Source organism: Variovorax sp. Soil_C_39 (assembly GCF_057656815.1).
Genome location: NZ_JBDGJQ010000003.1, coordinates 542,155 through 556,107 on the forward strand (window position 1 = coordinate 542,155; position 13,953 = coordinate 556,107).

The following is a 13,953-nucleotide window of genomic DNA, read 5'->3' on the forward strand; positions in this document are numbered from 1 at the left end:
GCCGAAGCTCAGTCCTTCTTGACTTCCTTGACTTCGGCGTCGACCACGTTGTCATCGGCCGAGCCGCTCGCGGCCTGCGCGCCGTCGGGGGCACCGGTGGCACCGGCAGCGGCCTGGGCGTCGGCGTACATCTTCTCGCCGAGCTTCTGGCTCGCGGTCATGAGCGTGTTGGTCTTTTCCTCGATCGCTGCCTTGTCCTCGCCCTTGAGGGCTTCTTCCAGGTCCTTGATCGCGGCTTCGATCTTTTCCTTCTCGCCGGCGTCGAGGCTCTCGCCATGTTCGCCGAGCGACTTCTTCACGCTGTGCACCATGGCCTCGCCCTGGTTGCGCGCCTGCACGATCTCGAGCTTCTTCTTGTCGTCGGCCGCGTTGAGCTCGGCATCCTTCACCATCTTCTGGATTTCGTCTTCCGAGAGGCCCGAGTTCGCCTTGATGGTGATCTTGTTTTCCTTGCCGGTGCCCTTGTCCTTGGCGCCGACGTGCAGGATGCCGTTGGCGTCGATGTCGAAGCTCACCTCGATCTGCGGGGTGCCGCGCGATGCCGGCGGAATGCCTTCGAGGTTGAACTCGCCGAGCAGCTTGTTGCCCGAAGCGATCTCGCGCTCGCCCTGGAACACCTTGATCGTCACGGCCGGCTGGTTGTCCTCGGCGGTCGAGAAGGTCTGCGCGAACTTCGTCGGGATCGTGGTGTTCTTCGTGATCATCTTGGTCATCACGCCGCCCATGGTCTCGATGCCGAGCGACAGGGGGGTCACGTCGAGCAGCAGCACGTCCTTGCGGTCGCCCGAGAGCACCTGGCCCTGGATGGCGGCGCCGACGGCCACCGCCTCGTCGGGGTTCACGTCCTTGCGCGGCTCCTTGCCGAAGAAGGCCTTCACCTTTTCCTGCACCTTGGGCATGCGGGTCATGCCGCCGACCAGGATCACGTCGTTGATGTCGCTCACGCTGATGCCGGCGTCCTTGATGGCCACGCGGCAGGGCGCGATGGTGCGCTCGATCAGCTCGTCGACCAGGCTCTCGAGCTTGGCGCGGGTGAGCTTGATGTTCAGGTGCTTCGGACCCGAGGCATCGGCCGTGATGTACGGCAGGTTGATGTCGGTCTGCGCGCTGTTCGACAGCTCGATCTTGGCCTTCTCGGCCGCTTCCTTCAGGCGCTGCAGCGCGAGCACGTCCTTGCTCAGGTCGACGCCTTGCTCCTTCTTGAACTCGCCGATGATGTAGTCGATGATGCGCTGGTCGAAATCCTCGCCGCCGAGGAAGGTGTCGCCGTTGGTCGACAGCACTTCGAACTGCTTCTCGCCGTCGACGTCCGCGATCTCGATGATCGACACGTCGAAGGTGCCGCCGCCGAGGTCATAGACGGCGATCTTGCGGTCGCCCTTGTCCTGCTTGTCGAGGCCGAAGGCCAGCGCCGCCGCCGTGGGCTCGTTGATGATGCGCTTGACGTCGAGGCCGGCGATGCGGCCGGCGTCCTTGGTGGCCTGGCGCTGAGCATCGTTGAAGTAGGCCGGCACCGTGATCACGGCTTCGGTCACGGGCTCGCCGAGGTAGTCTTCGGCGGTCTTCTTCATCTTGCGCAGGATGTCGGCGCTGACCTGCTGGGGCGCCATCTTCTTGCCGCGCACCTCCACCCATGCATCGCCGTTGTCGGCCTTCGAGATGGTGTAGGGCATCAGGTCGATGTCCTTCTGGACTTCCTTTTCCTCGAACTTGCGGCCGATCAGGCGCTTGATCGCGTACAGCGTGTTCTTCGGGTTCGTGACCGCCTGGCGCTTGGCCGAGGCGCCGACCAGCACTTCGCCGTCTTCCTGGTAGGCCACGATCGACGGGGTGGTGCGCGCACCTTCCGAGTTCTCGATCACACGCGTGGTGTTGCCTTCCATGATCGACACGCACGAGTTGGTGGTGCCGAGGTCGATGCCGATGATCTTTGCCATGTTCTTACTCCTGAAAGCCTAAAAATATGTTGTTATGAACGTGTGGATAACCCGGTGCGATTCAAGGGGATGAAGCGGGGATTTCCTGTGGGAATCTTGTGGGCCGAGGCGCCGTTTACTTCGGTGCGCTGACCGTGACCAGGGCCGGGCGCAGCACGCGCTCGTTGATGGTGTAGCCCTTCTGGAGCACGGTCACCACGGTGTTCGGTTCCTGGTCGGCAGCAGGCACCACGGAGATGGCCTGGTGCTGGTGCGGATCGAACTTGGCGCCCGGTTCGGGGGCCACTTCGAGCACCTTGTTGCGCTCGAGCGCGCTCTTGAGCTGGCGCAGCGTGGCTTCGGCGCCTTCGCGCATCTGTTCGGGGGTGGCGTCCTTCACGGCCAGGCCGGCTTCGAGGCTGTCGGTCACCGGCAGCAGGCTTTCGGCAAAGGCCTCGACCGCGAACTTGCGGGCCTTGCTGATCTCGTCGTCGGCGCGGCGGCGCGCGTTCTGCACGTCGGCCTGCGCACGCAGGTACTGGTCGGCCAGTTCGGCGTTCTTCGCCTGCAGCGCGGCCAGTTCCGACTGGGCGGCAGCCAAGGCGTTCTGCGCGTCGTTCTCGTTGGCTGCCTGCGCGGCCTCCAGTTCTTCGGGGCTCGGCTCGCCTTGCAGCATTTGGGAATTCTGTTCGGGTTGTTGCGGATCGGACATTTTCAAAGAACCAGCTCGAGGCCGGGAAACAAGCGATAGCCAGCCACTTGGGGCTGGCTTCTGGCATTTCAAGCAAAAAAATGCGGCCCCGGCGGGGCCGCTGCGAGCGCGGTGGTCGCCCCCTTGAGGGGCGAGCAATGGTCAGTGGGCGTCGAGCAGCTCGACGTCGAACTTGAGGGTGGCGTTCGGCGGGATCACGCCGCCTGCGCCGCGCGCGCCATAGCCGAGCGATGCGGGAATGATCAGCGTGCGCTTGCCGCCGATCTTCATGCCGGCGACGCCTTCGTCCCAGCCCTTGATGACCTGGCCGGCGCCCAGCGAGAACGCGAACGGGTCGTTGCGGTCGCGGCTCGAGTCGAACTTGGCGCCCTGCACGCCGTCGTTGTAGAGCCAGCCGGTGTAGTGCACGTGCACGTGCTGGCCGGCCTTGGCTTCGGCGCCGTCGCCCACGGTGGTGTCTTCGTATTGCAGGCCGGAGGGAGTGGTAGGCATGTCGAACGCTCCTTGCGTCAAGTGAGTGGAATGATGGATAAGCAGAGACCGAGGCGGGGAGTTTACCGACGCCTCCGGAGGTCACCGCGCGAGCGCTCAATCCTCCACGTCGGCGGGCGGGGCAGGCGTGTCGGGGGAAGCGGTGGGAGCGGCAGGGGGCGCGGAAGGTGGGGAAGACTCGGGCACAGCGGCCGCCGCCTCCGAAGCCGCCGGCGCCGGTGCAGCCTGCTTCTTGACCTGTCCGAGCTGCCACTTGCCTGCAAAGGCCTGCAGGTCCGACAGCCGCTTGAGCAGGTCCTGCCCGCTCAGCGTAAGGCTGTAGCCGTCGCCGCCATGGCTCACGAGGCCGGCTTCGCGCAGTTCCTTGATGCGGGTGTTGAGCGTGTTCGGCGTGATGCCGCCGACGCTGTCCTGCAGCAGCCGGAAGGTCTGAGCATGGCCGTCGCGCAGCGCCCAGAGCACACGCATTGCATACCGCGCCTCGAGCAGTGCGAGCAGCTGGTTGACGGCTGCGTTTTCCTTGTTACTCATCGTCATCATCTCCTCGGGGCTGGACGGGCCATCGGCCCGCGCGACTATAGCGCAAGGATCACGATGCTACTAGTTTTATAGCTGCGGCTGCATGCTGGACGCGGGTCCAGAGACAAGGCTTCACATATTCGCGAAGTTGGCCATGGCCTCGCCGAGGCGCACCGCGCGCGTCGGTGCCCAGTCGGGGTTGAAGGCCAGCGGCGGCGCGGGAAACAGCATCACGACGGTCGAGCCGAGCAGGAAGCGCCCCATCTCGTCGCCCTTGTGCAGCACGATCTGCTGGTCGGCGTAGTGCCACTCGCGCAGTTCGCCGCCGCGCGGCGGGTTGACCACCCCATGCCACACGGTCGCCATGCTGCCCACGATGGTCGCGCCCACGAGCACCAGCACGAACGGGCCGTGCGCCGACTCGAAGACGCAGACCACGCGCTCGTTGCGGGCGAAGAGGCCCGGCACGCCGCGCGCCGTGACCGGGTTGACCGAGAACAGGTCGCCGGGCACGTGGATCATGCGCAGCAGCCGCCCGTCGCAGGGCATGTGGATGCGGTGGTAGTCGCGCGGGCTCAGGTAGACCGTGGCGAAGCTGCCGTGCGCAAAGCGTGCCGCGAGCGCCGCATCGCCGCCGACCAGGGCGGTCGTGGTGTAGTTGTGGCCCTTGGCCTGGAAGATCTGGTCGCCCTCGATGGCGCCGAACTGACTGATCGCCCCGTCCACCGGGCAGACCAGGTCGGCCTCGGCGAGCGGCCGCACGCCGGGCTTGAGCGCGCGCGTGAAGAACTGGTTGAAGCTCTTGTAGTGGGTGATGTCCGATTCGAGCGCTTCGTCCATGTTCACGCCGTACTTGGCCACGAAGCGCCGGATGATCCAGGTGGTGACGGCGCCGCGCTCCTTGCCCGCGACCCAGCCGGCGAAGTTGGTCAGGGCCTGCTTGGGGAACAGGTATTGCGGAAGGACGGCGGAGCGGTCTGACACGTGTGGGAAGCCTGGAATTCGGATCGGACCGGCATTCTATAAAGCAGGCCGCGGCCCCCGCGTAGGCGCTTCCCCTGCCTCGCGGGCCGCGCCGACGCGATCAGTCCGCCTTGATACCCGCCGCCTTGATCACTTGCGCCCACTTTTCGACCTCGGCCTTCTGGAACGCCGCGATCTTTGCCGTGCTCAGGTCGGCGGGCTGCATGCCGAAGCCCTTGAGCTTGTCCTGCATCTCGGCGGTGGCGAGGATCTTGCGGATCTCTTCGTGCAGCCGGTCGATCACGGGCGCCGGCGTGCCGGCGGGCACGAAGATCGCCTGCCACGACAGCACCTCGAAGTCCTGCAGGCCCGCAATGCCCGATTCGGCCACGGTCGGCACGTCGGGCATCGAGGGCAGCCGCTTGGCCGAACTCACGGCGATGGCGCGCAGCTTGCCGCTCTGGATGTGCGGGCCGGCCACCACGGTGGTGTCGAACATCATGTCGACCTGGCCGCCGATCACGTCCTGGATCGCGGGGCCGCTGCCCTTGTACGGAATGTGCGTGAACTTCACGCCCGACTTGAAGGCCAGCAGTTCCAGCGCGAGGTGCTGCGAGGTGCCCGTGCCGGCCGACGCCGACGACAGGCCGCCTGCCTTGGCCTTGCTGGCTTCGAGCACGTCTTTGAGGGTCTTGTAGGGGCTCGCCTGGTTCACCACCAGCACCACCGGGTTGGTGCCGATCAGCGTGACCGGCGCGAACGATTTCTGCGGGTCGTAGCCGAGCTTGGGATAGAGGCTCACGTTGATCGCATGCGAGCTGATCGTGCCGCCCACCACGGTGAAGCCGTCGGGTGCTGCGCGCGCGCCGATCTCCGAGCCCACGCTGCCGCCGGCACCGCCCTTGTTGTCGATGATCACGTTGGCGCCGAGCGCGGGGCCGAGCTTCTGCGCGATCAGGCGCGCCAGCACGTCGGTCGTGCCGCCCGCGGGAAAGGGCACGAGGTAGGTGATGGCCTTGGCCGTGGGCCAGTTGCCGCTCCCCTGCGCGAAGGCGGGCAATCCCGCGGCGGCGAGCGAAGAGGCGAGGGCGGTGCGGATCAGTGTGCGGCGTTGCATGGCTATCTCCTTTTGGTATGTGATGGGTGGCGGACCGGCGTCACGGCATGTCGACGATTTCGATCCAGTTCGGGTTCTTGCCGACGGCCGTGCGCGCAGGCTGGCCCAGCGCGCCGGTGGCGGGATCGATGGCGTACAGCGCCACCGCGTGCGACTCCTGCCCGGCCACGATCAGCCAGCGCCCGCTCGCATCTATCGCGAAGCTGCGCGGCTGTTTCTCGGTGGCCGTGTGGCCGATCAGCGCGAGCTGCCCCGTGGCAGGGTCGACCCTGAATGCCGCGAGCGTGCTCGAGGTGCGCTCGGAGGCGTAGAGAAAGCGCCCGTCGGGCGTCAGATGCAGGTCGGCCGCCCAGGGCTTGCCCGCGAAACCGGGCGGCAGTGCGCTGGTGCTCTGCTTCGGCGAGAGCGTGCCGCGTGCGGCGTCCCATGCATACATGTGCAGCGCGGCATCGAGCTCGCCCAGCAGGTAGACATGGCGCTGCGGCGTGTCCCACACGAAGTGGCGCGGCCCCGATTTCGCCGGCGCCTGGGTGAGCGGCGGATCGTTCGGCGACAGCAGGCCCCGCTCGGCATCGAAGCGCCAGCTCGAGAGGTTGTCGCCGCCGAGGCTGGTCGCGAGCACGAAGCGGTTGCCGGCATCGGCGTGAATCGCATGCGCGTTCGGCCCGGTCTGTACCAGCTGCTGCACCGCACCCGCTGCGCCGTCCTTGCCGATCGCATTGACCGAGACCTTGCCGCCCTGGTAGGAGGCCGCGAAGAGCCACTTGCCGCTCGCATCGAGGTCGATGTTGGCCATGCTGTCTGCCAGCGGCGCCTCGCCGAGCTTGGCAAGCCTGCCGCTGGCCGCATCGATCGAGAGCGAGACCACGCGAAACGGCTGCGAGCGCAGCGCGGCATGGAGCACGCGCTTGTCGCGGCTCACCGCCATCGGCATCACCATGCCGCCGACGTTGAGCGTCTGCACGGGCTTGAGCAGCCCCTGGCCGCGGTCGAGTTCGAGCACCGAGATCTCCTGGCTGTCGGCGTTCGACACGTAGACCCAGGTGGCCGCGCCCGCATGGCCGGCCGCCAGCGCGAACAGCAGGGTGCCAAGGAGTCTGCTTGTTTTCATGGTGAGGTTCACAGCGTCTCAGGGCATGTACTGGCCGCCGTTCACCTCGATCACCTGCCCGGTCACGTAGCCCGAGAGCTGTTCCGAAGCGAGAAAGAGGAAGGCGCCCACGCATTCGTCGGGCGCACCGATGCGGCCCATCGGGATGCTTGCGCGGAACGACTCGAGCATTGCGGGCGTCGAGAAGCGGTCCTGGAACGGCGTCTGGATCACGCCGGGCGCCACCGCGTTGACGCGGATCCTGTCGCCCACGAGTTCCCTGGCCAGGCCGTGCGTGGCAGTGCTCACGAAGCCTTTGGCGCCCGCATACAGGTAGGCGCCGGGGCCGCCGCCGGTCCGCGCCGCGACCGAGGTCACGTTGATGATGTTGCCGCCGCCATGCGTGCGCATCATCGGCACCACCTCGCGCGAGAACGCGAGCACCGAGCGCGCATTGATGTGCATCACCTCGTCGAACAGCGCATCGTCGAATTCGGCGATCGGCACGCGCTTGACCAGGCTGCCCGCGTTGTTCACCAGCACGTCGATGCGGCCCAGGCGATCCGCCGCCTGCTTCGCGCAGTCGCGAATCGCCGCCGTGTCGCGCACGTCGGCCTGGAGCGCGAACGCCTCGCCGCCGGCCTTCTGGATAGTGTCGACCACCTGGTTCGCGGCATCTGCCGAGCTGTTGTAGTGCACCGCCACGCGCATGCCGCGCGCGGCGAAGGCGATGGCCACTGCGGCACCGATGCCGGTGCTGGCGCCGGTCACGAGGGCGGTCTTGCCTTTGAGGTCTTCCATGGATGTTCCTTTCGAGGTCGGGGGGAGTCAGGTCACCGGGGCGGGGTTGAAGAGGACGAGCGCGTTGTGCAGCTTCCACTGCTCGGCCCAGGTTTTCTTCCTGCCGCTGGCCACATCGAGCATCAGGCGGAACAGCTCCCAGCCCACGTCCTCGATCGAGGCCTCGCCGTCGGCGATGCGCCCGGCGTTCACGTCCATCAGGTCGTGCCAGCGGCGCGCCAGGTCGCTGCGCGTGGCGACCTTGATCACCGGCACCTCGGCCAGGCCATAGGGCGTGCCGCGGCCTGTGGTGAAGACGTGCAGGTTCATGCCTGCCGCGAGCTGCAGCGTGCCGCAGATGAAATCGCTCGCGGGCGTGGCGGCGTAGAGCAGGCCCTTCTGCCGTGCCTTCTCGCCCGGCGGCACCACGCCCGTGATGGCCGCGCTGCCGCTCTTGACGATCGAGCCCATGGCCTTCTCGACGATGTTCGAGAGCCCGCCCTTCTTGTTGCCCGGCGTGGTGTTGGCGCTGCGGTCGACGCGGCCCTTCTGCAGGTAGGCGTCGTACCAGGCCATCTCGCGCACCATGGCCTCGGCCACCTCGGGCGATGCCGCGCGCGCGGTGAGCTGGTCGATGCCGTCGCGCACCTCGGTCACTTCCGAGAACATCACGGTCGCGCCCGCGCGCACCAGCAGGTCGGTGCAGAAGCCCACGGCCGGGTTGGCCGTGACGCCCGAGAACGCGTCGCTGCCGCCGCACTGCACGCCGACGACGAGCTCGCTCGCGGGCACCGTTTCGCGGCGGCGCGCGTCGAGCCGCGCCAGGTGGACCTCGGCCTGCCGCATGACCGAATCGATCATCGACATGAAGCCGACGTGGCCCTCGTCCTGCAGGCACACCACGTCGAGCCCGGCCTCGGCGCCCGCTTCGGCTTCGCCGCGGCGGTCGGCGATCGGGATCGTGCCGGGCGGCAGCAGCCGCTCGGGCTGCAGCTTCTCGCAGCCCAGGCTCACCACCATCACCTCGCCGCCGAAGTTGGGATTCAGGCTGATGTTGCGCAGCGTGCGGATCGGGATGACCGCGTCGGGCGCGTCGATCGCCACGCCGCAGCCGTAGCCGTGCGCGAGCGCCACCACGTCGTCGACGTTCGGGTACTTCGGCAGCAGCTCGGCCTTGATGCGCTGCACCGCGAAGTCGGTCACGCCGGCCACGCATTGCACCGTCTGCGTGATGGCCAGGATGTTGCGCGTGCCGACCGAGCCGTCGGCGTTGCGGTAGCCCTCGAAGGTATGGCCCTCGAGCGGCGGCAGCGCGGGCGCCTGGACGGTGGCGATAGGCAGGCCGTCGAGCTCGGGCGCGGTGGGCATGGTCATCACGCGCTCGTGCACCCAACTGCCGCGCGGCAGCGCCTTCGAGGCATGACCGATCACCACGTTGTAGCGCACGATCGCGTCGCCTTCGGCCAGGTCGACCAGCGCCACCTTGTGGCCCTGCGGCACCTTGTCGACGAGCTTGAGCCCGTCGTCGAAGGCCGTGCCCGCGGGCAGGCCGCCGTCGTTGGCGACGATCGCCACGTTGTCGGCCGGATGAATCTGGATGCGGTGCGGCGCGCGGGGGGGGGGCGCTGGGTCTGTCATGGCAGGGTCTGCGGCAAGGTGATGATCTCGACCCAGTTCGGGTCGCGGCCGACGTCCAGCGTGCTGCAGCGGCGCAGCGCACCGGTGTCGGGGTCGATGGCGTCCACGGCAAGCCGGTGCGACTGCTGGCCCGCGGTGACCACGAAGCGGCCGCCCGGATCGATCGCGAATCCGCGCGGCTGGGTCTCGGTGGGCGTGTGGCCGATGAGGCTCAGTGCGCCGCTGGCCGCATCGACGCGGAACGCCGCGAGCGTGCTCGAGCGCCGCTCGCTGGTGTAGAGAAAGCGTTCGTCGGGGCTCAGGTGCAGGTCGGCCGCCCAGGGCTCGCCGGTGAAGCCCGGCGGCAGGGTGCTGACCGTCTGAACCGCCGTGGGGGTGCCGTTCTCCGCCAAGTGCAGCAGCGTCACCGAGCCGTCGAGTTCGCCCAGCAGCCAAGCGCGGCGGCCCGCGCGGTCGAACACGAAATGCCGCGGCCCCGCGTCGGTGTGCAGCTTCAGCGCGGGCGGATCGGCCGCGGCGAGCCGGCCGGTCGCGGGATCGAAATGCCAGTGCAGCAATTCGCCGCCGCCGAGGCTCGTGGCGTAGACGTGGCGATTGCGCCGGTCGGCCTGGATGCAGTGCGCGTTGGGCCCGGTCTGCACCACTTGCTGCGCGGCCTGCGGTACGCCGTCGCCGCCGATCGGGTTCACGGCCACCAGCGCGCCACCGTAGGAGGCGCTGAACAGCCAGCGCCCCGTGCGGTCGGTGGCGATCGCCGCCATGCTGTGCGGCAGCAGGGCTTCGCCCAGGCGGGTCAGCAGTCCGGTGTTCGCGTCGATGGCCAGGGCCACCGCCGCCAGCGGCGCCGAGCGCCGCGCCACATAGAGAAAGCGCTGGTCGGGGCTGAGGGCCAGCGGCATCAGCATGCCGCCGAGCTCGACGCGCTGCAGCGGCGTCAACACGCCTTCGCGCGTGTCGAGGCCCAGCACATGGATGTCGCCGCTCTCGGCGTGGGAAACATAGACGAGGGTTTGGGTCATGGCGCGGTCCCCGCGGCAATGGGGCCGAAGCCGTAGAGCGCGGCCGGGTTGTCGACCAGGATGCGTTGGCGCGTGGCCGGGTCCTCGGCCCAGGCGAGCAGTAGGTCGAGCATCGTGGCGTCGTCGGGCCGCGGCTCGCGCGCCGGATGCGGCCAGTTGCTGGCCCAGAGGCAGCGCGCCGGATGCCGCCGCACGAGTTCGCGCGCGAGCGCCGCCACGTCGTCGTAGCGCGGCCCGCCGGCCTGCGACGATTCGTAGGGCGCCGACAGCTTGACCCAGCAGCGCCCGGCATCGAGCAGCCGCAGCAGGCTCTGGAAGGCTTCGCTTTGCGGGCCGGGCGGGGGCAGGAACTTGCCGACGTGGTCGATCACCAGCGGCACGGGCAGCGCGAGCAGTTCGGCCTCGTGCTGCGGCAGCTGGTTGCCGTCGAGCTGCAGCTGCACGTGCCAGCCGAGCGGCCGGATCCGCTGCGCCAGCGCGCCGAGGTCAGGCCATTGCAGGAAGCCGCCGGGCAGCATGTGGAAGCGCGCACCGCGCACGCCCGCATCGTGCAGCGCCTGCAGTGCGGCCTCGTCGATGTCGGTGGCCACGGTCGCAACGCCGCGCGCGGCATCGCCGAAGAAGCGCAGCGCTTCGAGCATGCCGCGGTTGTCGTCGCCGTAGCCGTTGGCCTGCACCACGACAACGCGCGACAGCCCCGTGGCACGCTGCATCGCGGCATAGTCCGATGCCGGCGCATGCGGCGGCACGAAGGCCGCGCCGGGCCGCAGGCCGAAGCGCGCCTCGTACACATGCATGTGCGTGTCGCAGGCGCCCGGCGGGGCGATGAGGCGGGGAGAGGACGTCATCGAGAACTGCGGATCCAGGTCAGCGCAGCGCGGCGAGCCGGCGTGCGTGTTCGGGGTTGAGTGCGCCGACCGGCATGTCGCCGCGCAGCAGCGCCGCAAGCTGCGCCACGGTCTCGTTGGCCTGGTGGTCGACGGCGGCGGGCGTGAGGCCGCCCGTGTGCGGCGTGGCGAGCACGCGCGGATGCGCAGCCAGTGCGGGCGAGGGCATTTGGTCGGGTGCGCGTCCCACGTCGAGCGCGCAGCCTGCGAGGCGGCCGCTGTCGAGGGCCCGCAGCAGCGCGCCTTCGTCGACCAGTTCGCCGCGCGCGGCATTGATGAAGAAGGCGCCCGGCTTCATGCGCGCGAAGCGTTCGTCGTTCATGAGATTGGCTGTGGCTGGTGTCGCGGGCACCAGGCAGACCAGGTGATCTGCAAGCGCCAGCACCTCGTCTAGCGTGCGGTGCTCGATGGCCGGCTCGGCCACCGCCGCGAGCGGATCGGCGACCACCACGCGCATGCCCAGCGCCAGGCCCAGCACGGCGAGCCGCTGCCCGATCTGCCCGAAGCCGAGGATGCCGAGCACCGCGCCGCGAAGTTCGCGCCCCATGCGCGGCGCGGGCAGCTGCCCCGCGCGGAAGCCGGCCACGCTCTCGCTGAGATGCCGGCTCAGGTCGAGCATCATGCCCAGCACCCACTCGGCCACCGCGTTGCCGAAGCCCGCGCTTGCGTGCGTGACGAGCACGCCGTTCGCGCTGGCCGCGACGATGTCGATGTTGCGCACGTCGACCGCGCAGCGCATGAAGACGGCCAGCGACGGGCTCTGGACGAACACCGCCGCATCGCCGGGCGTCGCCCGGTCGCTCACGATCACCTGGCAGCCTTGCGCAGCCTGGGCGAGCGCGGGTGCGTCCAGCGGCGCGCCCGTTTCGTTCAGCCGCACCGTGCCGAGTGCCTGCAGCGCTGCGAGCGGCCCGTCGCGGTAGTAGTTGGCGCGCGCGGCCGCCGGGTAGGCGAGGAAGATCGTCGGCGGGGCCATCGGATCGGCAAGGCTCAGAGGCCGAGGGTCCGCGGCAGCCAGAGCGACAGCCACGGCATGAAGGTCACCATCATGAGCACGACCAGAAGCGCCAGGAAGAACGGCGCCATGGCGCGCGTGACCACCCCGATGGGCAGCTTGGCCACCGCGCTTCCGACGAAGAGCACGGTGCCCACCGGCGGCGTGATCAGGCCGAGGCCGAGGTTGATGATCATGATCATGCCGAAGTGCACCGGGTCGACGCCCAGGCTCGTGACCACGGGCAGCAGGATCGGCGTGCAGATCAGGATCAGCGGCGCCATGTCCATCAGCGTTCCGAGCAGCAGCAGCATGACGTTGACCAGCAGCAGGATCACGTACTTGTCGGTCGACACGCTGGTGAAGAAGGTCGTCACCTGGGTCGGGATCTGCATCAACGTCATGATGTAGCCGAAGGCCGCTGCGAAGCCGATCAGGATCATCACGATGGTCACGGTCTTGACAGTGCGGTGGATCAGCTTGGGCAGCTCGTGCCACTTGTAGTCGCGGTAGATGAACATCGTCACGAAGAAGGCCCAGAGCACCGCGATCGAGGCCGACTCGTTGGCGGTGAACACGCCCGACAGGATGCCGCCGAGGATGATGACCATGGTCATCAGGCCCCAGAGCGCATCGACGCAGATGCGCAGCGCCTGGCGCATCGGAATGGCTTCGCCCTTGGGGAAATTGCGCTTGCGCGCCGTGTACAGGCACAGCGCCGCGATCGTCAGGCCCAGCAGCAGCCCAGGCAGCACGCCGGCCATGAAGAGCGCGCCGACCGACACGGTGCCGCCTGCGGCCAGCGAATAGATCACCGCGTTGTGGCTCGGCGGAATCAGCGTGGCCTGGATCGAGCCGCTCACTGTGACGGCGGTGGAGAAGTCGCGTGGGTAGCCCTTCTTCTCCATCTCGGGAATCAGCACCGAGCCGATCGAGGCCGTGTCGGCCACCGAGGAGCCCGAGATCGCGCCGAAGAAGGTCGACGCCAGGATGTTGACCAGCGACAGCCCGCCGCGCATGAAGCCCACGAGCACGCTCGCAAAGGCGACCAGCCGCCGTGCCATGCCGCCCTCGGCCATGATCGCGCCGGCCAACACAAAGAAGGGAATCGCGAGCAGCGAGAACTTGTTGACGCCGGAGGCGATCTGGATCATCACCGCATCGACGGGAAGCTCGATCCAGATGGCGCCCACCAGGGCGGCCATGCCGAGCGCGTAGGCGATCGGTACGCCCACGAGCATCAGGAGAAAGAAACTGCCGAGCAGAACGAGCGCGTCCATCAGCGAACCTCCGTCTCGAAGTTTGCCGCTGCGTCGCCGAAGCTGACGATCGGACGGTGCCACTGCGGGCCGATGAAGATGCGCTCGAGCACGAACAGCAGCGTGATGAAACTGCCGATCGGCAGCGGTGCATAGGTCGCGCCCACGGGCATCCAGGGCAGCGAGTCGAGCGACTGGCCCCAAGTGCCCATCACCAGCTTGGTGCCCCATACCACGACGAACACGCAGACCGCCGCCATGACGAGGTTGGCGATCAGGTCCGCACCCTTCTGCATCGCGTGCGGCAGCCGGTCGGTCAGCATGGCGACCGCAATGTGGGCGCCGGCGCGGTACGACGCCGCCGTGCCCAGGAAGGTGAAGATCACCATCAGCATGATCGCGATCGGCTCCGGCCAGTTCGAGCCGGTGCCGAGCATGTAGCGCGTGAAGACGCCCCACGGCACGATCAGCGACATGACGACGATGGAGGCGCCTGCCCCCCAGATACAGAAACGATAGACGGCGTCGAGCAGACGCGGAATGGTTTGAGCCATGGGTGCAGGTGGG

At 68.3% G+C, this 13,953-nt stretch carries 14 protein-coding genes; all 14 read right to left on the reverse strand.

Going from position 1 to position 13,953, the window contains the following annotated elements; genetic code table 11:
- Positions 1-8: 8 nt before the first annotated feature.
- Positions 9-1,937, reverse strand: coding sequence for a molecular chaperone DnaK (gene dnaK / locus AC3A6J_RS10585; protein ID WP_487859885.1), 1,929 nt, complete (start codon positions 1,935-1,937; stop codon positions 9-11).
- A gap of 115 nt (positions 1,938-2,052) precedes the next feature.
- Positions 2,053-2,628 carry a nucleotide exchange factor GrpE gene (grpE, locus tag AC3A6J_RS10590; protein ID WP_487859886.1) on the reverse strand — a complete coding sequence of 192 codons (576 nt, stop codon included), beginning with the start codon at positions 2,626-2,628 and terminating at the stop codon, positions 2,053-2,055.
- 141 nt (positions 2,629-2,769) lie between these two features.
- Entirely contained in the window at positions 2,770-3,120 is a 351-nt protein-coding gene (locus AC3A6J_RS10595; RefSeq protein ID WP_012746856.1) for an FKBP-type peptidyl-prolyl cis-trans isomerase, read from the reverse strand.
- A gap of 96 nt (positions 3,121-3,216) precedes the next feature.
- The gene (locus AC3A6J_RS10600) at positions 3,217-3,651 is read right to left on the reverse strand and encodes a winged helix-turn-helix transcriptional regulator (protein WP_487859887.1); all 435 of its coding nucleotides are present in this window, start codon (positions 3,649-3,651) and stop codon (positions 3,217-3,219) included.
- A gap of 120 nt (positions 3,652-3,771) precedes the next feature.
- Positions 3,772-4,623 (reverse strand): archaetidylserine decarboxylase, encoded by an 852-nt coding sequence (gene asd / locus AC3A6J_RS10605; RefSeq protein ID WP_487859888.1) that lies wholly within the window; start codon positions 4,621-4,623, stop codon positions 3,772-3,774.
- A gap of 100 nt (positions 4,624-4,723) precedes the next feature.
- Positions 4,724-5,719, reverse strand: a complete 996-nt coding sequence (locus AC3A6J_RS10610; protein WP_487859889.1) for a Bug family tripartite tricarboxylate transporter substrate binding protein — start codon at positions 5,717-5,719, stop codon at positions 4,724-4,726.
- Between the two features lie 40 nt (positions 5,720-5,759).
- Entirely contained in the window at positions 5,760-6,830 is a 1,071-nt protein-coding gene (locus AC3A6J_RS10615; protein ID WP_487859890.1) for a lactonase family protein, read from the reverse strand.
- An 18-nt stretch (positions 6,831-6,848) separates the two neighbouring features.
- Positions 6,849-7,610: an SDR family NAD(P)-dependent oxidoreductase gene (locus AC3A6J_RS10620; RefSeq protein WP_487859891.1), complete on the reverse strand. Its 762-nt coding sequence runs from the start codon at positions 7,608-7,610 to the stop codon at positions 6,849-6,851.
- A 27-nt stretch (positions 7,611-7,637) separates the two neighbouring features.
- Positions 7,638-9,227, reverse strand: a complete 1,590-nt coding sequence (gene garD, locus AC3A6J_RS10625) for a galactarate dehydratase (RefSeq protein ID WP_487859892.1) — start codon at positions 9,225-9,227, stop codon at positions 7,638-7,640.
- The gene (locus AC3A6J_RS10630) at positions 9,224-10,246 is read right to left on the reverse strand and encodes a lactonase family protein (RefSeq protein ID WP_487859893.1); all 1,023 of its coding nucleotides are present in this window, start codon (positions 10,244-10,246) and stop codon (positions 9,224-9,226) included. Before AC3A6J_RS10630 ends, garD begins: the two co-directional genes overlap by 4 nt.
- Positions 10,243-11,094: an amidohydrolase family protein gene (locus AC3A6J_RS10635; protein ID WP_487859894.1), complete on the reverse strand. Its 852-nt coding sequence runs from the start codon at positions 11,092-11,094 to the stop codon at positions 10,243-10,245. Before AC3A6J_RS10635 ends, AC3A6J_RS10630 begins: the two co-directional genes overlap by 4 nt.
- A gap of 19 nt (positions 11,095-11,113) precedes the next feature.
- A complete protein-coding gene (locus AC3A6J_RS10640; RefSeq protein ID WP_487859895.1) occupies positions 11,114-12,109 on the reverse strand; it encodes an NAD(P)-dependent oxidoreductase in 996 nt (331 codons plus the stop codon).
- A 14-nt stretch (positions 12,110-12,123) separates the two neighbouring features.
- Positions 12,124-13,407, reverse strand: coding sequence for a TRAP transporter large permease (locus tag AC3A6J_RS10645; protein ID WP_487859896.1), 1,284 nt, complete (start codon positions 13,405-13,407; stop codon positions 12,124-12,126).
- Entirely contained in the window at positions 13,407-13,940 is a 534-nt protein-coding gene (locus AC3A6J_RS10650) for a TRAP transporter small permease (protein ID WP_487859897.1), read from the reverse strand. Before AC3A6J_RS10650 ends, AC3A6J_RS10645 begins: the two co-directional genes overlap by 1 nt.
- Positions 13,941-13,953: the final 13 nt, after the last annotated feature.